At 72.9% G+C, this 20555-nt stretch carries 24 protein-coding genes; 18 read left to right on the plus strand and 6 right to left on the minus strand.

What is annotated here, in order from left to right; translation table 11 throughout:
• The first annotated feature begins 167 nt into the window (after positions 1–167).
• The 7 genes from ACQP26_RS29980 to ACQP26_RS30010 all read left to right on the plus strand — a co-directional run bounded on the left by ACQP26_RS29980 (position 168) and on the right by ACQP26_RS30010 (position 6655).
• Positions 168–1382: an LCP family protein gene (locus tag ACQP26_RS29980; protein WP_433494579.1), complete on the plus strand. Its 1215-nt coding sequence runs from the start codon at positions 168–170 to the stop codon at positions 1380–1382.
• 179 nt (positions 1383–1561) lie between these two features.
• A complete protein-coding gene (locus tag ACQP26_RS29985; protein WP_433496230.1) occupies positions 1562–2497 on the plus strand; it encodes an LCP family protein in 936 nt (311 codons plus the stop codon).
• Positions 2498–2525: 28 nt separating this feature from the next.
• On the plus strand, positions 2526–2861 hold the full coding sequence (locus ACQP26_RS29990) for a rhodanese-like domain-containing protein (RefSeq protein WP_013289303.1): 336 nt from the start codon (positions 2526–2528) through the stop codon (positions 2859–2861).
• 16 nt (positions 2862–2877) lie between these two features.
• A complete protein-coding gene (locus ACQP26_RS29995; protein WP_269703441.1) occupies positions 2878–3672 on the plus strand; it encodes a glycerophosphodiester phosphodiesterase in 795 nt (264 codons plus the stop codon).
• A 76-nt stretch (positions 3673–3748) separates the two neighbouring features.
• A complete protein-coding gene (locus ACQP26_RS30000; RefSeq protein ID WP_269703440.1) occupies positions 3749–5203 on the plus strand; it encodes an ATP-binding protein in 1455 nt (484 codons plus the stop codon).
• Positions 5204–5267: 64 nt separating this feature from the next.
• On the plus strand, positions 5268–5684 hold the full coding sequence (locus ACQP26_RS30005) for an ATP-binding protein (RefSeq protein ID WP_433496231.1): 417 nt from the start codon (positions 5268–5270) through the stop codon (positions 5682–5684).
• An 86-nt stretch (positions 5685–5770) separates the two neighbouring features.
• Complete coding sequence (locus tag ACQP26_RS30010) at positions 5771–6655, plus strand: DUF5926 family protein (RefSeq protein WP_269703436.1); 885 nt, start codon at positions 5771–5773, stop codon at positions 6653–6655.
• Positions 6656–6665: 10 nt separating this feature from the next.
• Here the strand turns inward: ACQP26_RS30010 and ACQP26_RS30015 are convergent, their stop codons facing one another.
• Entirely contained in the window at positions 6666–7880 is a 1215-nt protein-coding gene (locus ACQP26_RS30015; RefSeq protein WP_269703435.1) for an arginine deiminase, read from the minus strand.
• Positions 7881–8042: 162 nt separating this feature from the next.
• Between ACQP26_RS30015 and ACQP26_RS30020 the strand changes: the two genes are divergently transcribed.
• The 4 genes from ACQP26_RS30020 (at position 8043) to pheA (ending at position 10967) form a co-directional block, all read left to right on the plus strand.
• Positions 8043–8780 (plus strand): hypothetical protein, encoded by a 738-nt coding sequence (locus ACQP26_RS30020; protein WP_281579492.1) that lies wholly within the window; start codon positions 8043–8045, stop codon positions 8778–8780.
• Positions 8781–8924: 144 nt separating this feature from the next.
• A complete protein-coding gene (locus tag ACQP26_RS30025; RefSeq protein WP_433494580.1) occupies positions 8925–9374 on the plus strand; it encodes a hypothetical protein in 450 nt (149 codons plus the stop codon).
• Between the two features lie 50 nt (positions 9375–9424).
• Positions 9425–10000, plus strand: coding sequence for a hypothetical protein (locus ACQP26_RS30030; protein ID WP_433494581.1), 576 nt, complete (start codon positions 9425–9427; stop codon positions 9998–10000).
• A 10-nt stretch (positions 10001–10010) separates the two neighbouring features.
• The gene (pheA, locus tag ACQP26_RS30035) at positions 10011–10967 is read left to right on the plus strand and encodes a prephenate dehydratase (protein WP_433494582.1); all 957 of its coding nucleotides are present in this window, start codon (positions 10011–10013) and stop codon (positions 10965–10967) included.
• A 43-nt stretch (positions 10968–11010) separates the two neighbouring features.
• Here the strand turns inward: pheA and ACQP26_RS30040 are convergent, their stop codons facing one another.
• The 3 genes from ACQP26_RS30040 to ACQP26_RS30050 form a co-directional block, all read right to left on the minus strand.
• Positions 11011–11730 carry an AIM24 family protein gene (locus tag ACQP26_RS30040; protein ID WP_269703427.1) on the minus strand — a complete coding sequence of 240 codons (720 nt, stop codon included), beginning with the start codon at positions 11728–11730 and terminating at the stop codon, positions 11011–11013.
• Positions 11731–11825: 95 nt separating this feature from the next.
• Positions 11826–12170 (minus strand): metallopeptidase family protein, encoded by a 345-nt coding sequence (locus ACQP26_RS30045; RefSeq protein WP_181726620.1) that lies wholly within the window; start codon positions 12168–12170, stop codon positions 11826–11828.
• Between the two features lie 88 nt (positions 12171–12258).
• Positions 12259–12687, minus strand: a complete 429-nt coding sequence (locus tag ACQP26_RS30050) for an OsmC family protein (RefSeq protein ID WP_013289315.1) — start codon at positions 12685–12687, stop codon at positions 12259–12261.
• A gap of 118 nt (positions 12688–12805) precedes the next feature.
• Between ACQP26_RS30050 and ACQP26_RS30055 the strand changes: the two genes are divergently transcribed.
• The 3 genes from ACQP26_RS30055 to ACQP26_RS30065 all read left to right on the plus strand — a co-directional run bounded on the left by ACQP26_RS30055 (position 12806) and on the right by ACQP26_RS30065 (position 15341).
• Positions 12806–13540, plus strand: a complete 735-nt coding sequence (locus tag ACQP26_RS30055) for a hypothetical protein (RefSeq protein ID WP_269703426.1) — start codon at positions 12806–12808, stop codon at positions 13538–13540.
• Positions 13541–13707: 167 nt separating this feature from the next.
• Positions 13708–14529, plus strand: a complete 822-nt coding sequence (locus ACQP26_RS30060; RefSeq protein WP_269703425.1) for an HAD family hydrolase — start codon at positions 13708–13710, stop codon at positions 14527–14529.
• Positions 14529–15341, plus strand: a complete 813-nt coding sequence (locus tag ACQP26_RS30065) for an HAD family hydrolase (RefSeq protein WP_269703424.1) — start codon at positions 14529–14531, stop codon at positions 15339–15341. Before ACQP26_RS30060 ends, ACQP26_RS30065 begins: the two co-directional genes overlap by 1 nt.
• Before the next feature lie 37 nt (positions 15342–15378).
• Here the strand turns inward: ACQP26_RS30065 and ACQP26_RS30070 are convergent, their stop codons facing one another.
• On the minus strand, positions 15379–15969 hold the full coding sequence (locus tag ACQP26_RS30070) for a bacterial proteasome activator family protein (RefSeq protein WP_433494583.1): 591 nt from the start codon (positions 15967–15969) through the stop codon (positions 15379–15381).
• A 58-nt stretch (positions 15970–16027) separates the two neighbouring features.
• Here ACQP26_RS30070 and ACQP26_RS30075 point away from each other — a divergent pair, with 58 nt between their 5' ends.
• Positions 16028–16855 (plus strand): alpha/beta hydrolase family protein, encoded by an 828-nt coding sequence (locus tag ACQP26_RS30075; protein ID WP_433494584.1) that lies wholly within the window; start codon positions 16028–16030, stop codon positions 16853–16855.
• Positions 16856–16903: 48 nt separating this feature from the next.
• On the plus strand, positions 16904–18124 hold the full coding sequence (locus ACQP26_RS30080) for an ABC transporter substrate-binding protein (RefSeq protein WP_433494585.1): 1221 nt from the start codon (positions 16904–16906) through the stop codon (positions 18122–18124).
• Between the two features lie 67 nt (positions 18125–18191).
• Here ACQP26_RS30080 and ddaH read toward each other — a convergent pair whose 3' ends face one another.
• Positions 18192–19025, minus strand: a complete 834-nt coding sequence (gene ddaH, locus ACQP26_RS30085) for a dimethylargininase (protein WP_269703417.1) — start codon at positions 19023–19025, stop codon at positions 18192–18194.
• A gap of 59 nt (positions 19026–19084) precedes the next feature.
• On the opposite strand from ddaH, the gene ACQP26_RS30090 reads away from it, so the two are divergent.
• Both ACQP26_RS30090 and ACQP26_RS30095 read left to right on the plus strand, forming a co-directional pair.
• Complete coding sequence (locus ACQP26_RS30090) at positions 19085–19543, plus strand: Lrp/AsnC family transcriptional regulator (RefSeq protein ID WP_091413428.1); 459 nt, start codon at positions 19085–19087, stop codon at positions 19541–19543.
• Between the two features lie 55 nt (positions 19544–19598).
• The gene (locus tag ACQP26_RS30095; protein ID WP_433494586.1) at positions 19599–20555 is read left to right on the plus strand and encodes a zinc-binding dehydrogenase; all 957 of its coding nucleotides are present in this window, start codon (positions 19599–19601) and stop codon (positions 20553–20555) included.

The following is a 20555-nucleotide window of genomic DNA, read 5'->3' on the forward strand; positions in this document are numbered from 1 at the left end:
CTCGCCACCACGGAGGCCAACCGCCGACCGGCTCCTTACCCCTGCCCGTTCGGCCACAACCCGGGAATGGTGGCCGGTATTGACGGGAATTGCGAGCCTACGAGGTCGCGAGAACGGGAACAGATACGTAAAGTGGTCCCGCCCCCGATCACCGAGCTGGAGCACGCATGTCGGTCCAGACCAGCCGTCGCCCGCAGTCACCGGCACCCGGATCATCCGGGCGGGTCCCTCCGGTCATCCCCACACAGCCTGGTTCCGGCGGTCGCGGTCCCGGCGGTGGCAAGAAGAAGCGCACCAAGCGCAAGGACCCGCTCTGGGCGAAGCTCACGCTCGTGCTCGGCGCCGTGCTGATGGTGACCAGTGGCGTCGCGATCGTCGGCAGCAAGGCGGTCATCGGCCAGGCCACGGACAACATCGCCCAGCGCAACCTGCTCGGCGGGGCGGGCAAGAGCGAGGCCGAGGGCGGCAACAGCCTCGAAGGCCCGATCGACATGCTGCTGCTCGGTGTGGACGCCCGCGAGCGCTGGGCCGCCGACGACGTCCGGTCGGACACGATCATCATCCTGCACATCCCGGCCAGCCACGACCAGGCGTACCTGATCTCGATCCCCCGGGACACCGAGGCGCGTATCCCGGCGTTCGACAAGAGCGGTTACAAGGGCGGCACCGACAAGATCAACGCAGCCTTCTTCCATGGCGCCCAGAACGGCGGCGGCTGGGAGGGCGGCGCCCAGCTGATGGCCAAGACGATCAAGTCGATGACCGGGATCGGCTTCGACGGTGCCGCGATCATCAACTTCGGCGGCTTCAAGAGCGTGATCGACGCGCTCGGCTCGGTGCGGATCTGCGTGAGCCACGAGGTCAAGTCGCACCACATGTCGTACGTCGACGGCAAGCCGATGTGGAACGCCGACGCGAAGAAGACCGGCAAGCCGTACAAGGCAGTGGTGCACAAGAAGGGCTGCCGGGAGATGGAGGGCTGGGAGGCGCTCGACTACTCCCGCCAGCGCTACGGCCTGCCGAACAGCGACTACGACAGGCAGCAGAACCAGCAGCAGCTGATCAAGGCGATGGCCAAGAAGGCCACCGAGGGCGGCATGCTGACCAACCCGCTGAAGCTGAACTCGCTGATGAAGGCCGCGGGCAAGGCGTTCGTCCTGGACACCGGCGGCGTGCCGATCGCCAACTTCATCTTCACGCTCAAGAACCTCAACGGGAACGACCTGGTCACCCTGCGGACCAACGGCGGCACCTTCGCGGGCAACGACAACGGCCGGGAGACGTTCAACGAGACGACGATGGACATGTTCAAGGCGGTCAAGAACGACAAGCTGGCCGACTTCGTGGTGAACAACCCGGACGTCCTCTCCACCCGGAAATGACCCGCTGACCTGCGCGAAAGCGGTAACGGTCGGCCGATCCCCCCGTAGCCTGACGTGAGCGGGTCTCATGTCGCGGCTACGGGGGGATCGTCACGTCCAGGCCAGCACGGAACCGACGCGGGCGGGGTGGACCCGCCCGCTGGGCCCGGTTCCTGCTCGGCACCGGCCTCGTGCTGGTCCTGCTCGCCACGCTCGGCATCGCCGGGCTGCACTGGCTCACCTCGCGCTACGACAGCACCGTCGCCAAGGAGCAACTGCTCGACCCGGCCGCCCGGAAGAAGCGGACAGACCTGGACGGCGCGCTCAACTACCTGCTGATCGGCTCGGACCACCGGCCCGGCGCGAACCCGGAGGACCAGCGCTCCGACAGCATCCTGATCGTGCACGTACCGGCCGGGATGCGGCAGGCGTACCTGATCTCCGTGCCGCGCGACCTGCTGGTGGCGCTCCCCCCGGCGCCAGGCTTCCCCGGCGGCCAGGACAAGGTCAACGCCGCGTACGAGCACGGCGGCGGCGGCGAGGGCGGCGCGCGGCTGCTCAGCGCCACCCTGAGCCGGCTCACCGGGGTCCGCTTCGACGGCGCCGCGCTCGTCGACTTCTCCGGCTTCAAGCAGGTGATCGACCAGCTCGGCGGCATCCGGATGTGCGTGGACACGCCGGTGCGCTCGATCCACACCCGGCATCAGTTCGACACCGGCTGCCAGCAGATGGACGGCGCGCGGACGCTCGACTACGTGCGACAGCGCTACGACCTGCCCGGCGGCGACTTCGACAGGCAGCGGCACCAGCAGCAGATGCTGCGGGCGATGCTCGACCGGGCGGGCGAGACGCGACTGCGCAGCGACCCGGTCAAGCTGGACCGGGTGCTGCGCGCGGCAGGCGGGGCGCTGACTGTCGACACCAACGGCGTACCCCTGGACGAGCTGCTGTTCGCGCTGCGCGGCCTGCCCGCGGACGCCCTGCGCGGGGTCCAGGTGCCTTCCTACCCGCAGACCATCGACGGCGTCTCGTACGTGGTCCTGGACAACGGCGGCGGCGGGCTGTTCACCGCGCTGCGCGACACGCGCGTGCCGGAATGGGCCGGCGCCAACCCGCGCTGGGTCAACCGGCTGTGAGCGGCGTGTGCGACTAGGCTTGGTCACCGTGTTCGGAGCCTCACTACCCAGCGTCCCCGCGTCGGCCGTGCCCGACGACGTCTACCTGCTCGACGTCCGCGAGGACGACGAGTGGGCCGCCGGCCACGCGCCGGCCGCCCACCACCTGCCGATGACCGAGCTGCCCGCCCGGATCGCCGAGATCCCGCAGGACCGCGACGTGGCGGTGATCTGCCGCTCCGGCGGCCGGTCCGCCCAGGTGGTCGGTTACCTCATGCGCAACGGCTGGGACCAGGTCCGCAACGTCGACGGCGGGATGGGCGACTGGGCCGCCGCCGGCCGTCCGGTGGTCACCGACGACGGGCAGCCGGGCCGGGTCGCCTGAGCCGGGTGACGCGGCCATGACCGTCCCCCTGGTCTTCGCCCACCGCGGCGCCTCGTACGACCTGCCGGAGCACACGCTCGCCGCCTACCTGCGCGCTCTCGACGAGGGCGCGGACGGGCTGGAGTGCGACGTCCGGCTGACCCGCGACGGGCATCTGGTCTGCGTGCACGACCGTCGGCTGGACCGCACCAGCAACGGCCGTGGGCTGGTCAGCGCGCGGACGCTCGCCGAGCTGGAGGCGCTGGACTTCGGCTCCTGGCACCGCGCCGCGACGCTCGCCGAGGACGACGCGCCGCTGGACGAGTCGCACACCCGGCTGCTCACGCTGGAGCGGCTGCTCGACGCGGTGCTGGGCGCCGGGCGGCCGGTCCGGCTGCTGATCGAGACCAAGCACCCGTCCCGCTACCGGGGCGAGGTCGAGCGCCGCCTGGTCGAGATGCTGCGCCGGTACGGGCTGGCCGAACCCCGCCCGGACCATCCGGTCCAGGTGACGGTGATGTCGTTCTCGCCGCTCGCCGTACGCCGGATCCGGGAACTCGCCCCGGCCCTGCCCACGGTGCTGCTGCTGGAGGTGCTGCCGCGCCTCCTGCTGCCGCTGGGCCGGCTGCCGTTCGGCACCCGGATCGCCGGCCCCGGCGTGGACCTGGTCCGGGCCCGCCCGCGCCTGGTGCCCGCGCTGCGCGCCGCCGGCAACGCGGTGTACGTCTGGACCGTCAACGAGCCGGAGGATCTGGAACTCGTGCTGGAAGCGGGCGTGGACGGGGTGATCACGGACCGGCCGGCCCACGCGTTGGCCCGGTTGGGCCGGTGAGTCCCGTCGATCGGTACCGGGAACGGTCGACCGGCCGGGGGTGTCCCGGACGCGGACGGCGCGGCACACTCGGGACATGCCGGAGCGAACCGACTACCCCGCCTTCATCGCCGGCCACACCGCAGTGATCAACATGATCAACTCGGGCGAGTCCGGTCTCGCCGTGCTCACCCGCCTGCTCCGCGAGGTCGAACCGGCGGTCGGCGCGGCCGGCCTGGTCTTCGTGGAGTTCACCCCGGCCGGGGGCCGGGTGATCGCGGCGACCGGCAGAGCCGAGTTCGTGCTGGGCCGTCCGCTGCCGCCCAGCGACCCGGCCACCGTCTGCCTGCTCGCCGGTCCGCCGGTGCGGGAGGTCCGGGTCGACGCGATCCCCGGCGCGCTCGCCGACGAGGTGGTCGGCCGTGGCCTCTGCCGGATGATCGTGGCGCGCGCCGAGATCGGCGGGCTCACCGTCGGCAGCCTGCACGCGCTCTACCCGCTCGATGAGCCGCCGCAGCCGGCGCAACGCGCCGTCATCGGCTACGTCGCCGCGTGCATCGCCCACATGTACGGCGATCAGACCGGCCTGCCCGTACACGGGGACGGCCCGGTGGTGGCGGCGCTCGCCGACGGACTGGCGGTGGTGGACCGGGACGGGCGGGTCCGGCTCTGGAACCCGGCCGCGGTCGAGGTGACCGGCCGGCCCGCGGACGAGGCGCTGAGCCGTCCGCTGCCGTTCCCGCTGCCGCCTCCCGGCCAGGTGCTCGACCACCGGCTGCCGGACGGCCGCTGGCTGCGGATCACCTCCGGCGAACTGCCCGGCCCGAACGCGCTGCGGGTGGTCAGCTTCCGCGACACCACCGACCAACAGCGCCGCGACCACGACCGCGATCTGTTCGTCGCGGTGACCAGCCACGAGCTGCGTACCCCAGTCACCGTGATCAAGGGGTACGCGGACACGCTCACCGACCACTGGGACTCGCTGAGCGACAGCGACCGGAGGCAGGCCGCCCGGATCATCGGCCAACGGGCGAACGAACTGGCCCGCCTGGTCGACCGGCTGCTGACCGCCGCCACCGAGAACCGTCCCGGCGGCGAGCCGGCCGCGCCCTTCGACCTGGTCGACGCGCTGCGCGCGGCGGTCGCCGACCTGCCGGCGGACGTCCGGCACCGGGTCGCCCTCGACCTGCCCACCGACCTGCCCAAGGCGCTCGGCGACCGGCACAGCCTCGCCACGGTGCTCACCGAACTGGGCACCAACGCCGGGAAGTACTCGCTGCCGGACACGCCGATCGAGATCACCGCCGAGGCGAACGAACGGACCGTCTCGTTCCGGGTGGCCGACCGGGGCATCGGCATCCGCCCGGAACACGTCGAGCGGGCCTTCGACCGGTTCTGGCAGGGGGAGTCCGGCGACCGCCGGCGCTACCCCGGCGCCGGACTCGGTCTCTATCTCGTCCGCCAGATCGTTGAACAGCAGAACGGATGGGTATCCCTCCGGCCCAGAGCCGGTGGCGGTACGGTCGCAGAGGTGCGGCTGCCCCGGGGTTGACCGGGGCGCTCACGGGCGGGAAAGGAACGACGTGTCGACTGGTTCGGCCGAACGGTCGTGGTGCGTGGTGGTGCCCCACGACCCCACCGGCGCGCGTCTGGCCCGGCACCGGCTCGCCGACGAGCTGACCGGTGTCGTACCCCCGGTCCTGCTGGCCGACCTGGTCGCGGTCCTCGCCGAACTGGTGGGCAACGCGGTCCGGCACGCCGACGCCCTGCCCGGCGGCGTGGTGCGGGTCGCCTGGCGGTTGCACCCGACCGGGCAGGGGCCGAGCGTCGAGCTCCGGGTCACCGACGGCGGATCCGGTGCCGGCCCGTGCATGCGTACCGCCGCGCCGGACGCCGCCGACGGGCGCGGACTGCACATCGTCGCCGGGCTCGCCAGCGGCTGGGGCGTGGAGCGCGACGGCCTGGGCCAGAGCGTGTGGGCCCGGTTCGACCCGGTCCCGGCGCACCGGCCGGACCTGGTCACCGCCGGCTGACCGACGCGGCGGGCGGGTCCGGCCCCCGCCGCCGAGGCCCGGCATCTAGGCTGTCTCGCCATGGGCGAGCGGAGCGGAGCGGGCGCATGAGCAAGCGTCGGAAGAACCAGCGGGCCGGCGAGGCCACCCCGAAGCGGGAGAAGGTGCGCGACGTCTTCGTCCCCCGGCCGTTCGAGGGCCTGGCCGACGAGCCGGAGTGGATCGCCCTGCGCGAGCTGGTCCCGGCCGCGTCCGCGCCGCTGCGGCTGACCCCGGAGCTGATCGAGGAGTACGGCGACCGCCCGGTCACGCTGGCCACCGTGCTGCCGATGGCCGCCCCGGCGATGACCAAGCCGGACGGCCGGGTCTTCATCGGCCTGCAGCGGCACCAGCAGTCCGGCGACGTCTCCCGTGACCTGGCCGACGCGCTGATCTCCGCGCTGCGGACCGAGCCGGGCGGCCAGGTGAGCGTGCCGCCGCTGCCCGGGCCGGGCCCCCGCCTCCAGGACATCCTGGTGGACGGTCCGCTGGAGATCACCATGCACGACGGGTTCGACTTCTGGCTGGACCCGGGCGCCGCCGACGACCCGAACGTGCAGGCGTCCCTGGAGCGGGCCAACTCGGCGATCTACCCGACCGTGAAGCTGGCCGCCGCGCGGGCCGCGTACTGGTGCCAGGTGCCGGAGAAGGCCCACGTGCGCCTGGTGCTGCCGGAGGACGAGGACACCGCGCTGGATGCGCTGTCCCGCCTCGCCGCCGCGGGGGCCCTGACGCTCGGCGACGACACGAAGTTCGCGGGCATGTTCCGGGCGCACGGGCGGCTGGCGCCGGTCTGGGACCTGCCGGAGGACACCCCGGCCGCCGAGTGGGAGGCGCCGGTGGCGGAGTTCGCCAAGCGCTACGCCGAGGCGGTCGCGGACAAGGAGCCGCTCGACGCCGCCGGCCGCCGGGCCCGCCAGGGTCTGCTGGGCCGCCAGCTGACGCTGCGCTGACGTCTCCGGGTCAGGCGGCCCCGCCCTTCTCCCGCACCAGCGGGCAGGACATGCAGCGCGGGCCGCCCCGCCCGGACCCCAGCTCGGACCCGGCAATCGCGATCACCTCGATGCCCGCCCGTTCCAGGTGCGCGTTCGTCTCCACGTTGCGCTCGTAGCCCACGCACAGCCGGGGCGCGATAGCGAGCGTGTTGTTGCCGTCGTCCCACTGCTCGCGTTCGGCGGTGACCGGGTCGAGGCCGGTGTCGATCACCCGGAGCTGGTCGATGTCCATCGCGTCGGCGGCGGCCCGCAGGAACGGCGCCGGGCCGTCGACCCGCAGGTCGTCGCCGTCCGCGCCGGCGATGACCGTGTACGCGGACAGCTCGTGGGCGACGTTCGGGTACATCAGCACGGCGTCGACGTCGACCATCGTGCAGATCGTGTCCAGGTGCATGGTGGCGCGTTCCTGCGCGATCGGCACCACCAGGATGGTGTGTGCCAGGCCGGCCGCGAACACCTGCCGGGCCAGCCGTTCCGCGCCGGCCGGGGTGGTGCGTTCGCCGACGCCGACCGCGAGCACCCCCGGGGCGAGCAGCAGCACGTCGCCGCCCTCCAGGTGCTCCAGCCGGGGGTGGTAGACGAACTCGGTGCCGACGAAGCGCGGGTGGTAGCGGTAGATCGCGTCGGTGAGCGTGGTCTCCCGCCGCCGGGCCGGCATGGCCAGGCTGGTCACGCCGACCCGGTCGCCGATCCAGACCGACGAGTCCCGGGTGAACAGCAGGTTGGGCAGCGGGTCGATGACGAAGTCGTGCCGGTCCATCAGCGTCCAGACCAGACCGCCGGGCCGGTCCGCGCCGATGCGCAGTTCCTCGTGGGCGAGCCCGGCGGTGAGCACGTCGGCCAGCCCGGCCGGGTCGAGGTACGTCAGATGGTCGGCGACCCGGCGCCGCAGGGTGTGGCCGAGCCGGCGGGACCGCAGCACCTGCTCGGTCAGCTCGGCCCGGGCGTCCGCCACGGCGAGCGTCTCGACCAGCAGGTCGGCCAGGTAGAGCACCTCCACCCCGCGGGAGCGCAGCGCCGCCGCGAACGCGTCGTGCTCCTCCTGCGCGCGTCCCACCCATGGGATAGCGTCGAACAGGAGACTGTCGTTGTTGCGTGGGGTGAGGCGGGCCAGTTCCGGTCCCGGGCGGTGCAGCAGTACCGTCCCGAGTCGGGCGACTTCGCTGTCCACATAGTGGGTCACCTCCGCAGCCTAGGGCAGGCTTGCGCACCATCCGGAAAAGAAGTGTGAATGAATATGGCATTCATCCGCACTCACTCCGGCGGTCCAACTTGCCGAGCCCCCGGGGGCGCAACGTAGGGTAGTGGAGACATAACTTCGAGAGACCTTTTGCCGGAGGTCGCGATGACTGTCTTTCCCGCTCGCCAGGCCGTACCGAGCAGGGCACTGCCGCCCCGCACGGTGCCGCACTCCCGGGTCGAGGCCACTTCGGTGCTCGAGCCGGCCCGACCGACTCCATTGGAGTGGGCCCGGCGTCGCCGGGCGGAGCGGGGGGCCCGCCGGTTGGAAGCAGCAGGGGCCCGCGCCCTGGGCCAACTCGACCACCTCGGTCCCGCCTGGCACGTCATCGAGTGGCCCCGGACGGATCCCGCCGACATGCTGTTCGACCGCGTCCGGGACGACCGGGCCGGTTTCCTGGCGATCGGTCCGAGCGGTCTGTTCGCCGTCACCATCGCCGACCACGGCCGCGCCCGCGTGCTCGTCGCCGGAGACGTGGTCCAGATCAACGGCAAGCGCCCGCCGTACGTGGCGGAGGCGCGCCGGGACGCCAAGCGGGCCAGCAAGGCGCTCTCCGACGCGGTCGGCCTGCCGATCCCGGTCAGCCCGGTGCTGACGTTCGTCGGCTCCGGGGTGATCAGCGTCTACGGCCTGCCGAAGGACTGCCTCATGGCCACCCACCGCGAGCTGGATCGCCTGCTCGTGGCCGGCGGGAACCGGATCAGCCCGGCCACCGCCGAGAAGCTCTCCCGCGTCGCCCAGGCGCCGGCCACGTGGTTCAACGGCACGTACCGTCCAACCGCCGACTACCGGTGGTATGACGAGGGCCGAACGGCCGCTGACAAGCGGGCCGCCCGCCGGTAACGTCTCCGGCGACGCCACGCGGCCCACGGCACCGCCCCCGACTGGTTCCGTCGGTCCGCGCCGTCGCCGGCCGCCCGGCAGCCGATGCTTCCGCCGCACCGACCGGCTAGCGTGGACAGACCGTCGGTGTACATAGGAGGCGCGGTGGCCCACGTCGAACTCTCACTCTCGGAAGTGTTCGCGCCCGCGGCATCCACCGAGCAGGAGTCCGACAACTTCGGGCAGTGGTCCGGCATGGTCTCCCGGGCCGCCGAACCGTGCCTGCTGATCGACGAGGGCACCACTGTCGTGGCGATCTCCTCGTCCGGCTGCGACCTGCTCTGCCTGGGCGCTCCGGACGACGTGATCGGTCTGCCGCTGCTGGAGGGCGGCCTGCGCCTGGTCGACTTCACGGCGAGCCCGAGCGAGCTGACCGAGCAGGAGACCGACAAGATCCCGCCGTTGCTGGCGCTGCACTCCGGGCGGCTCGCCCGCGGCCTGCTGCGGGTGCAGGGGCCCGGCTCCGACGCCGGCCGGACGGTCGACGCCATCTCCACGCCGGTGCTCACCGACGGCGCGGTGGCCGGCTCGCTCACCTTCCTCTCCGCGGTCTGATCCGCGACCGGACCCGGCGCCCTTCACCCGGGCCGGTTCATCCTCCTACGATGGCCTCGGCCCCACCACACGACGACACCCCTCGATGCCCCGAGGACGCCCCCGTGCCCCGCACCCCACACCCCCGGCGCCGCCACCGCCCGCTGGCGCTGCTGACGCTGCTCGCCCTCACCGCCTGCGGCGCCCCGCCCGAGCTGCGCGCGCCGTCCGCCGCCGCCACGCCGCTCCCGGTCCCGTCGGTGTCCGGCACGCCCACGCCGAGCGCGACCTCGGCCGCACCCGTGCCACCGCCGGCACCCACGCTCTCGCCGGCCGTGCCGGTGTCGGCGGCGCCCTGCCGGGGACGGCCGTCCGGCGACCGGATCGTCGCGCTGCTGCGCGGATCCGCCGGCGTACTGCCCCGCGACGTCCGGGTCACCGTGGCGACCGGTCCGCTCTGCGCCGAGGGCTGGCAGTACACCGTGCTGACGGTCACCGGGCACGAGGAGTTGCAGGTGGTCACGCGCGGCGAGACCGGCACGCCGAGGCTGGTCACCGCCGGCACCGACGTGTGCGGCGTCGAGGTGCGGACCCTGGCGCCGGTCGGCATCCGTACCCTGGCCTGCGACGGCACGCCAGGTGCGTAGGCTGGTCGACATGCCCGGAACACCGCCGACCCGCTTCGTCTACCTGGGCCCCGAGGGCACCTTCGCCGAGCAGGCCCTGCGTACGGTGCCCGCCGCCGAGCGCGGGGACCGTACACCGGCCCGCAGCGTCGGTGAGGCGCTCGACGCGGTACGCGCCGGGGAGGCGGACGCGGCGCTGGTGCCGCTGGAGAACTCCATCGGCGGCGCGGTCGGCGTGACGCTCGACGAACTGGTCGAGGGCGACCCGCTGGTGATCACCCGCGAGGTGGTCCTCCCGGTGGACTTCGTGCTCGCCGCCCGCGCCGGCACCACGCTGTCCGACGTCCGCTCCGTCGCGGCACACCCGCAGGCGTCCACCCAGTGCCGCGGCTGGCTGCGGGAGCACCTGCCCGACGCCACAGTGGTCGACGTGCTCTCCAACGGCGCCGCCGCGGCCGGTGCGGCCAGCGGCGAGTACGACGCCGCCATCTGCGCCCCGATCGGCGCGACCCGGCACCGGCTGGCGGTGCTCGCCGACAAGATCGCCGACCACCCGGGCGCGGTGACCCGCTTCGCGCTGGTGTCCCGCCCCGGGCCGCCCCCGCCGCCCACCGGGGACGATCTCACCTCGCTCGCGGTGTGCCTCGCGCACGACCGGGTGGGCGCCCTGCTGGCGGTGCTGATGGAGCTGGCGGTACGCGGCGTGAACATGACCCGGATCGAGTCCCGCCCGACCGGCGAGGCGCTCGGCCGCTACGTGTTCTTCCTGGACTGCGCCGGACACGTCGCCGACGTACGCCTCGGCGAGGCGTTGCAGGGGCTGCGCCGGGTCTGCGCCGACGTGCGGTTCCTGGGGTCGTACCCCCGGCACCGCTGGAGCACGGCGGCGGGTGACCAGCAGACGCCGGTGCCGCCCGGGCTCACCGACGCCGACTACGCCGACGCGGCGGCCTGGGTGGCCCGGCTGCGGTCCGGCGAGCTGACCTGACCGGCCCGGGGCGACCTCGGCGGACGCCCCGGGCACCGGAAGGTCACTGCAGCAGGCCGCCGAGCACGCCGCCCTGCTGCTGGGAGCCGCTGCCGGCCACCGGAGGCTCCTCCGAGGGCTGGACCACCACGAAGCCCTGACCGGCGAAGCTCATCGTGAACGCCTCACCGGTGCTGCGGCCGAGCAGCGTGCCGAGGCCGAGCTGCTCGGCCCGGTGGTAGCCGGTCTGGAGGTTCGCCGACCAGCACACCGCCGCCTGCGGGTCCACGTACGTCGGCGCGTCCACGTTGAGCACCACAGGGGTGCCCTTGGTGGTGATGGCGATCCGGCCGTACCCGGTGAAGACGCAGTTGAACAGGCCGGATGAGGACGCGAAACCGGCGCCGCCGACCATCTTGATGTCGTACTGGAGCGTCGAGTCGAACGCCAGCACGCTGGAGCCGTTGATGGACAGCGCGTCGCCCGGCTCCAGGTCGATGACGTGCACGTCCTTGGCGAAGTCGGCGAGGAAGACGTCGCCGCGCCCGGAGACCTTCATCAGCGGCACGCCCTCGCCGGTGAGCCGCTGCTTGATGAACTTGCCGATGCCGCCGGAGCCGAGTGCCTGGAACTGCACCTGCCCCTGGTAGGCGACCATCGACCCGACCCGGGCCATGGCCTCGCCGTTCAGCTCGATCTTCAGCATCTTGGAGTTCTGCAACCGCATGCCCGGCTGCTGGGACTCCTTCTCGAGGTTCTCCGCGGAGAACAGCGCGCTACGCATGGGTCTTCCTCCTGCATCGGGTTCTGCCTGATCCGCAGGTTAGGGGACCTGCGCAACCGCCGGGATCAGCCGAGCGGGGACGCGCCGAGGGCCGGTCAGCCCCAGCCCAGGGCGTGCAGGCGCTCGTCGTCGATGCCGAAGTGGTGGGCGATCTCGTGCACCACGGTGATCGCGACCTCGTCGACGACGTCGTCGTCGGTGTCGCAGATCGCCAGGATCGGGTTGCGGTAGATCAGGATGCGGTCGGGCAGCACGCCGGAGTAGTCCCAGCCGCGCGAGGTGAGCGAGTGCCCCTCGTACAGGCCGAGCAGGTCCTCACCCGGCGGCGGGTCGTCCTCCACCAGGATGACCACGTTGCTCATCAACCCGAGCAGTTCCTCGGGCACCTCGTCGAGTGCTTCGCCGACCAGTTCCTCGAACCGGTCCCGGCTCATCTCCACGGCCACGCGGCCCGGTCACTCCCTCCCGGTGGGCACGCCGCACGGCGAGGGCGTCCCGCAGGACACCCCCGCCGTGGCGTACGCGATGTCAGGCCAGACGGGCGTTCAGCGTGATCTGCGCGCCCGGCGACAGCAGCCGGGAGATCGGGCAGTTCTCCTTGGCCGCCTCGGCGAGCTTGGTGAACTCGGCCTGGTCGATGCCCGGAACCTGACCCACGGTCTCCAGGTCGATGCGGGTCACGGTCATGCCGGCGTCGGTCTTGTCGAAGTGCACCTTGGCGGTGGTCTCCACCGCGGTCTCCTGGGCGCCGGCGTCGGCGAGCTGCTTGGAGAGCGCCATCGAGAAGCAGCCGGCGTGCGCGGCGCCGATCAGCTCCTCGGGGTTGGTCCCCTCGCCCTCCTCGAAGCGCGACTTGAAGGAGTAGTTGCCGGACAGGCCGCCCTTGCCGGTGCGGACGGTGCCGGACCCCTCGGTGAGGTTGCCCTGCCAGCGAGCGGATGCGGTACGGATAGGCATGGCACCGACGCTAACCGAAAGCGCGCCGCCCCGCACCGCACCTCGGGGTCGCGATCCCGGCCGGCGGGAGCGGGCTGTGCCATGATTCGACCCAGGCCCGCGCACGGGAAGGGTGGCCATGTCGCAGGATCTCCCCGTTCCCCGGCAGGACAAGCGAATCCCCCTGCAGGACAACCGGTCCGACGACACCACGATCGTCGAGTGGGGCGACGCCGAGCCGGAGCCGTCCGGCCGGGCCGCGCGCTCGCTCGCCGCGCTGGGCCGGGACCGCCGCCTGCCGACAGTGCTCACCGGGCTGGGCGCGGTGGCCGCGATCGCCTCGCTGATCGGCGAGTGGCTGACCATCACGGTGCCGGCCGACACCCGGGGCGACGACGCGCCGGCCCGGCTGACCAGCGGCATCTCCGAGATCGGCGGCTTCGGGACGGCGTACCTGATGGGTCTGCTCGGGCTGTCGGTGGCGGTGGTGCTGGCGCTGCGCGGCGCCCCGGCGGTGCGGCAGCACGCCCGGCTGGCGGGGCTGGGTCTCGCCGCCGGTGTGCTCGGGTTGCTCGTCGCGACCGCCGCCTCCCTCGAACAGCTGGCCCGGCGCATCCTGTTCTTCGTCGGCGAGCAGCGCCTGGAGGTCGAGCACGGCCGCGGCCTGGTCAGCGCGTTCCTCGCCGTCGCGCTGCTGGCGGCCGCGCTGCACCTGGCCGGCCGGGCGGCCGGCGGGTCGCCCGTCGACAAGGAGCCGGACGACGACCGGCCGGACCGTCGCCGCCGGGTGGACGAGGACGACCTGCCCCCGGCCCCGGCGGACCTGACGGTGCAGCCCACGGTGCCGTTCGCCGGCCCCGAACGGTCGTACTGATCCAGCTCCGGCAGCGCGGACGACGGCCACCGGAGCTTCGCCGCCGATTCGCCGGAAAGCCGTGGTTGCCGCCTGTTCCGCGAGATACGGTTGCTGCCCGCCGTCCCATGGTCGCGGCACCGAAGACCTGGACGGCCGGCGTGACGGCGGCGGGCGAAGGAGGAACCATGACCCGCCCGGGACTGCCCAAGCTGATCGCCACCGACCTCGACGGCACGCTCGTCCGCAGCGACGAGACCGTCTCCGCGTACACCCATCGGGTGCTGGACCGGGTGCGGTCCGCCGGGATTCCGGTGGTCGGCGCGACCGGCCGCGGGCCGCGCCTGACCGAGCTCACCCGCAACGACATCCGGGCCGCCGACTTCCTGGTGATGGCCGGTGGCGGCCGGGTGGTGGACCAGAGCGACCCCGACGGGCCGCTGGTGCTGCGCGACGAGCGGCTGCCCGGCGAGGTGCTGGCCCGGCTCCTCACGGACCTGGAGGAGGCGGTCGGCCCGCTGACAGTGATGGTGGAGGCGTCGGACGAGCACGACGCGCCGCTGTGGGGCGACTACCACCCGAGCTGGCCCTACCCGGACCGGTTCGAGGCGCGCAGCCGGACGGAATGCCTGTCCTGCGACGTGATCAAGGCGTTCGCCCGGACCGCCGACCACCACGTGGACGAGCTGCTGGCGGCGGCACGGGCGATCGTGCCGCCGGAGGTGGCCACGCTCACCCAGGCCGGGCTGGGGTTCATCGAGATCTGCCCGCCCCGCACCGACAAGGCCAGCGGGCTGAGCGTCGTCGCCGAACGGCTCGGGGTGGACCCGGCCGACGTGCTGGTCTTCGGCGACCAGCCGAACGACCTGCCGATGTTCGACTGGGCCGGATGGGCCCGGGTGGCGGTGGCGAACGCCCACCCGGAGGTGCGCGCCGCGGCGGACGAGGTGACCTTGCGCAACGACGACGACGGCGTCGCGGTCTACCTGGACCGGCTACTCTCGCGGTGATGGAAGATCCACCTCGGCTCGTCGCCTCCGACATCGACGGCACGCTGCTGCGCGACGATCGGACGCTCAGCCCGCGTACCGCCGCGGTGCTGGCCCGCATCGCCGCCGCCGGCACACCGGTGGTCCTGGTCACCGGCCGTCCGATCCGCTGGCTCCAACTCGTGTACGAGCAGCTCGCCGCGCCGCTGCCGGCGATCTGCGCCAACGGCGCGGTGGTGTACGACCCGGTCACCGACCAGGTGCTGCGGGCCGATCCGCTTGCCCCGGAACTGCTGGCGGAGGTGGCCCGGCGACTGCGCGCCGAGGTACCAGGCGTGAGTCTCGCCGTGGAGATCGTGGACAGCCGGCAGATGCGGCACGAGGCGCACTATCCGCTGCGCTGGGACGCCGACCTCGACGCGATCCGGGCCGTCGAGTCGCCCGAGGAGCTGCTGGCCGCGCCCGCGGTGAAGCTGCTGGCGCGGGCCGGTGAGCAGGATCCGGACGTGTTCGTGCGGGTGGTGGCGGGCGCGCTGGAAGGGCTGGCCGAGGCGACCCACTCGTCGTACAGCGGGCTGATCGAGATCTCGGCCGCCGGCGTGACGAAGGCGGCCGGCCTGGCCTGGTACGCGGAGCGGCTGGGCGTCGACGAGCGGGACGTGGTGGCCTTCGGCGACATGCCCAACGACGTGCCGATGCTGGCCTGGGCCGGGCGTGCGGTGGCCGTCGCCAACGCCCACCCGGCGGTACGGGAGATCGCCCACGAGGTCACCGGGCCGAACACCGAGGACGGCGTCGCGGCGTACCTGGAGAAGGTCTTCGAGCTGGACTGAGCGGCCGGGGCGCGTGCGGCGCGCCCCGGCCGACGGGTTACAGGTACTGGCCGGGCGCGTGGCTCTCGCCGCCGCCGGGCATCCCGGGCATGCCCGGGATCACGCCGCCGGGGCCGCTGGGCAGCGCCTGACGGCCCGAGCGCATCTGCTCCAGCTGGACGCGGGCGGCCATCTGCTGGGCCACCAGCGCGGCCTGGATGCCGTGGAACAGGCCCTCCAGCCAGCCCACGAGCTGGGCATGCGCGATGCGCAGCTCGCCCTCGCTCGGCGTCTGCTGCTCGGTGAACGGCAGCGAGATCCGCTCCAGCTCCTCGCGCAGCTCGGGTGCGAGGCCCTCCTTCAGCTCGACGATCGAGCGCTCGTGGATCTCCCGCATCCGGTTCCGGCTCGCGTCGTCCAGCGGCGCCGCCTTCACCTCCTCCAGCAGCTGCTTGATCATGCTGCCGATCCGCATCACCTTGGCCGGCTGCTCGACCAGGCGGGTCGGGTCCTCGCCCTTGCCCTCCTCGGTCTGCACCGTGCCGACCGGGCGGCCGTCCGGCCCGACCACCACCACGGTGCCGGGGATGCCATCGTTGCCCTGTTCGTCGTCGTGTCCGGCGGAGTGCGCTTCGGTCATGGCACCCATCTTTACCCACGCCGACCATGCGCACGCGGCCGGACCTCCGGAGCGCTACCGTCGCCGCATGCTCTCCGACCCGCGCGAGGTGCTGACCCGCCCGTCCCCGCCCCCGGATGCCACGGTCTCCTACGGCGACCACCCGGACCAGCTCGCCGACCTGCGCCTGCCGGCCGGCGACGGACCGCCCCGGCCGCTCGTGGTGGTGGTGCACGGCGGTTTCTGGCGGGCGGAGTACGACCGGAGGCACACCGGCCCGATGGCGGCGGCGTTCGCCGCGCTCGGCCACCCGGTCGCGCAGATCGAGTACCGCCGGACCGGCCGGCCGGGCGGAGGATGGCCGCACACGCTCACCGACGTCCGCGCCGGGATCGCCGCGCTGCCGGAACTCGCCGCCGCCGCGCTGCCCGGCCGGGTGGCGCCCGTGCCGCCGATCCTGGTCGGTCATTCGGCGGGCGGGCACCTGGCCCTGTACGTGGCGGCGCACGCCCCGGAAACGGTCGGCGGGGTGCTCGCGCTCGCGCCGGTGGCGGACCTCGCGCAGGCGTACCGGCTGGACCTGGACGAGGGGGCGGTGGCCGCGTTGCTCGGCGGCGGCCCGGACGACGTGCCGGACCGGTACGCGGCGGCCGATCCATCGGTATTGGTGCCCATCCGAACACGTACAGTAGTGATTCACGGTGATCAAGATATACAGGTCCCGGTCGCGATCAGCAGGTCCTGGGTAGCGGCCGATCGGGCCGCCGGCGGCTCCGCCACGCTTGTTGAGCTGCCCGAATGCGAGCATTTCGGGCTGATCGCACCCGGCTCCACCGCATGGCCGCAGGTCGTCGAGGCGTTGCGGTCGCTTCACGATGATCTTCCGGGCATTGACGCAGCGTCGTCGACCAGGTAGAACGCCGAAGGGGCGTGCACCATGGCCGCCCCGTCGGGAAGGAAGTCGGTGGCACAGATGAACCGCAGGCGGGCCCTGCAACTGCTGGCCGCGCTGGGCACCACCGGACTGGCGGCGGGGTGCGGCTCGGGGGACGACTCCGGGGAGCAGGCCGGATCCGGCAGCCCGATCAAAGTCGGACTGATCGTGCCCGGCAGCGGGGCGAACAAGGCCATCGGCGACGAGATCACCAACGGCTTCCAGCTCTTCCTCAGCATGCGCGGTCAGCAGATCGCCGGCCACCCGGTCACGCTCGTGACCGCCGAGGAGGGCGACACCGCCGCCACCGGCAAGGCCGCCGTCGACCGGCTGCTCAAAGAGGGCGTGCTCGCGCTCACCGGCGTGGTCAGCCCGACCGTGATGACCGGCATCAAGGACGCGGTCGAGGAGGCCCGGGTGCCCCTGCTGGGCTCCAACGCCTCCCCGGCGACGCTCCAGGGCGTCGTCTACATCTGGCGCACGTCGTACGTGCTGACCGAGCCCGGCGAGGCGCTCGGCGAGTACCTGCGCCAGAAGCTGGACGCCTCCAGCCGGATCGCCATCTTCGGCACCCGCGGCACGGGCAGCCAGGACGTCATCGAAGGGCTGCGGCGCGCGTACGAGCGGGGCCGCCGGCTCACCGAGGACCCGATCTTCACCGAGGACGACCCCAACCCGTCCCGGTCGCTCTACTCCGGGCCCATCCGCAAGGCGCTCGGGCGCAAGCCGGACGCGGTGTTCTGCCACTACTCCGGCGCGCAGGCCGTGCAGTTCGTCAAGCAGCTCTACGCCGCGGGCTACCGGGGGCCGATCTACGCCCCCGGCTTCCTCACCGAGGGCACCGCGCTCGACCAGCTCGACGACGGGGAGAAGGGCCGCGAGCGCAAGCTCATCGAGTCGTACGGCATCGAGACCGCGCTGAACTACTCGGCCGACCTCAACAACACCGCGAACCGGATCTTCGCATCGGCGTACCGGAAGACGTTCAACTCGGCGCCCACCACGTACGCGATGGCCTCCTACGACGCCGCGCTGGTGCTGGACAAGGCGATCCGGCTGGCCGGGGGGAACCCCTCGCCGCAGCAGGTCAACCTGGCGCTCGGCAAGGTCGGCCAGGTGGACAGCCCGCGCGGCACCTGGCAGTTCAACCAGACCCGTACCCCGCAGCAGAAGTGGTACCTGCGCCGGGTGCAGACCGACGGCCGGCTGCTCTCCAACGTCGTGATCAACGAGCTGGCGACGCTGGGCTGACCGGCCCTCGTACACGCGCAAGGGCGGTCTCCCCACCGGGAGGCCGCCCTTCGCGTCGAGGCGTGGCTCAGTGCCGCAGTTCGGCGATGCAGCACTTCACGCTGCCACCGCCCTTCTTCAGCTCGGCCAGTTCCACCGGGACCGGGTGGTAGCCGGCCGCCTTGAGCCTGCCGGCGAGCCGTGTCGCCTCGTTGTTCAGCACCACGTTGAGCCCGTCGCTGACCAGGTTCAGGCCGAACGCCAGCGCGTCCTCGTCGTCCGCGACGATCGCGTCCGGGAAGAGCTGGGCCAGCACCTTCTGGCTGGCGGCGGAGAAGGCTCCCGGGTAGTAGACGACGTTCTCGTCGTCGATCGAGGCCAGCGCGACGTCGAGGTGGTAGAAGCGCGGGTCGACCAGGTGCAGCGAGACCACCGGCCGCCCGAGCGCCTCCTGCGCCTCGGCGTGCGCGGCCGGCTCGGTCCGGAAGCCGTACCCGGCGAGGACCAGCCCGCCGTGCGCCTCCGGCAGGTACGCGAAGTCGCCCTCGCCCTCGTTGGTCTCGCTCGGCGCGATGAACCGCCAGCCCTGCTGTTCGTAGAACGCCCGGTGCGCGGCGGCCTCGGCGGACCGCTGCTCGTGCTTGAACCGGGCGCCGTAGGCGGTGCCGTCGACCACGAACGCGCCGTTTGCGGCGTACACCATGTCCGGCAGGCCCGCCTCGGGAGTCAGCAGGTGCACCTCGTGCCCCAGCCCGACGAGCGTCTCCCGCAGCCGGTCCCACTGCTTGACCGCCAGGTCGGCGTCGACCGGCGTGGTCACGTCCATCCACGGGTTGATCGCGTACTCGACCGTGAAGTGCTCGGGCGAGCACATGAGATATGTCCGCTTTCGCGAGACTCGCTGCTGGTTCACGGTCACCAAGAGTAGGTACGGTACAACTTTGGTAACAGCCACAAGCATTGCTTCCCAGGAGCAGAACGTTGCAGATAGACGCGGTTGACCAGCGAATCATTGCGTTACTCGTGGCGGATGCCCGCGCCTCGTACGCGGACATCGGCAGCCGGGTGTCACTCTCCGCCCCCGCCGTCAAGCGACGGGTCGACCGACTCCGATCCGCCGGGGTGATCCGCGGGTTCACCGCCGTCGTCGACCCGGCCGCCGTCGGCTGGACCACCGAGGCGTTCGTCGAGCTGTTCTGCGCCGGCCGGACCACCCCGGCGCAGATCGGCGCCGCCGCCCGCCGGCACCCCGAGGTGGTGGGCGCGTACACCGTCTCCGGCGAGGCGGACGCGCTCGTGCACCTGCGCGCCGCGGACATCTCCCACCTGGAGGAGGCGCTGGAACGGCTGCGCGCCGAATCGTTCGTCACCTCGTCCCGCAGCACCATCGTGCTCTCCCGGCTGGTCGAGTCCCCCGGCGTCGGACCGTCAACGGTTTGACCTCAACCCGGCTTCATGTCGTGCACTGGGGACCGGCGTGAAGCGAGGAGGCGGTATGCGTGCGGTGTGGCTGCGGGAGTTCGGCGGACCGGAGGTGCTCGTGCCCGGGACGGCACCCGACCCGGCACCCGGACCGGGCGAGGTGCTCGTCGACGTGGCACACGCGAACATCACGTTCGTCGAGACGATGTTCCGGGCCAGCGGCTTCGGGCCGTTCGGCGCCGAACTGCCGGTGATCCCCGGTAACGGGGTCGGCGGCACGATCACCGAACTCGGACCCGGCGTCGACCCGGCGCTCGCCGGCCGCGTCGTGGTCACCGCCACCGGCGGCACCGGCGGGTACGCCGAGCGCGTCGTGGTCGACCAGGGTGCGCCTGTCCCCGTACCCCCGGGGTTGCCGCTGGACGCGGCGGTGGCACTGATGGCCGACGGCCGGACCGCCCTGATGCTGGCCCGGGCGGCCGGGCTGCGCCGAGGCGACCGCGTCCTGGTGGAGGCGGCGGCCGGCGGCGTCGGCTCGCTGCTGGTCCAACTCGCCGCACGGGCCGGCGCCACGGTGGTGGCCGCCACCGGAGGCTCCCGCAAGGTGGCCGTGCTCCGTGCCGCCGGGATCGACGTCGTCGTCGACTACCGGCAGGCGGGCTGGACCGACCGGGTCCGGGACGCCGTGGGCGCCGTCGACGTGGTGTTCGACGGCGTCGGCGGGCCGCTCGCCCGGGAGGCGTTCGACCTGCTCGAACCCGGCGGACGGATGCTCAGCTTCGGGCTGGCCGGCGGCACCTGGGCGGACATCCCGGCCGAGTCGGCAGCCGCACGCGGGGTGACGCTGCTGAGCCCCCGGCCCGGCCCGGACGAGCTGCGCGCCCTCACCGAGGCGGCGCTCGCCGAGGGCGCGGCCGGGCGGCTGCGGCCGCTGATCGGGCAGCGCTTCCCGCTGGAACGGGCTGCCGCCGCGCACGCCGCGATCGAGGCCCGGGAAACCCTGGGCAAGACCCTGCTCGACGTACGCTGA

Source organism: Micromonospora sp. CA-248089, assembly GCF_050948515.1.
Classification (GTDB): domain Bacteria; phylum Actinomycetota; class Actinomycetes; order Mycobacteriales; family Micromonosporaceae; genus Micromonospora.

Bases quoted from the DNA above. Each gene is read 5' to 3' on its own strand.
- ACQP26_RS29980 (WP_433494579.1), top strand. From the start codon at position 168: ATGTCGGTCCAGACCAGCCGTCGCCCGCAGTCACCGGCACCCGGATCA.
- ACQP26_RS29995 (WP_269703441.1), top strand. From the start codon at position 2,878: ATGACCGTCCCCCTGGTCTTCGCCCACCGCGGCGCCTCGTACGACCTG.
- ACQP26_RS30000 (WP_269703440.1), top strand. From the start codon at position 3,749: ATGCCGGAGCGAACCGACTACCCCGCCTTCATCGCCGGCCACACCGCA.
- ACQP26_RS30010 (WP_269703436.1), top strand. From the start codon at position 5,771: ATGAGCAAGCGTCGGAAGAACCAGCGGGCCGGCGAGGCCACCCCGAAG.
- ACQP26_RS30020 (WP_281579492.1), top strand. From the start codon at position 8,043: ATGACTGTCTTTCCCGCTCGCCAGGCCGTACCGAGCAGGGCACTGCCG.
- ACQP26_RS30030 (WP_433494581.1), top strand. From the start codon at position 9,425: ATGGCCTCGGCCCCACCACACGACGACACCCCTCGATGCCCCGAGGAC.
- pheA (WP_433494582.1), top strand. From the start codon at position 10,011: ATGCCCGGAACACCGCCGACCCGCTTCGTCTACCTGGGCCCCGAGGGC.
- ACQP26_RS30040 (WP_269703427.1), bottom strand. From the start codon at position 11,730: ATGCGTAGCGCGCTGTTCTCCGCGGAGAACCTCGAGAAGGAGTCCCAG.
- ACQP26_RS30050 (WP_013289315.1), bottom strand. From the start codon at position 12,687: ATGCCTATCCGTACCGCATCCGCTCGCTGGCAGGGCAACCTCACCGAG.
- ACQP26_RS30055 (WP_269703426.1), top strand. From the start codon at position 12,806: ATGTCGCAGGATCTCCCCGTTCCCCGGCAGGACAAGCGAATCCCCCTG.
- ACQP26_RS30060 (WP_269703425.1), top strand. From the start codon at position 13,708: ATGACCCGCCCGGGACTGCCCAAGCTGATCGCCACCGACCTCGACGGC.
- ACQP26_RS30065 (WP_269703424.1), top strand. From the start codon at position 14,529: ATGGAAGATCCACCTCGGCTCGTCGCCTCCGACATCGACGGCACGCTG.
- ACQP26_RS30070 (WP_433494583.1), bottom strand. From the start codon at position 15,969: ATGGGTGCCATGACCGAAGCGCACTCCGCCGGACACGACGACGAACAG.
- ACQP26_RS30075 (WP_433494584.1), top strand. From the start codon at position 16,028: ATGCTCTCCGACCCGCGCGAGGTGCTGACCCGCCCGTCCCCGCCCCCG.
- ACQP26_RS30095 (WP_433494586.1), top strand. From the start codon at position 19,599: ATGCGTGCGGTGTGGCTGCGGGAGTTCGGCGGACCGGAGGTGCTCGTG.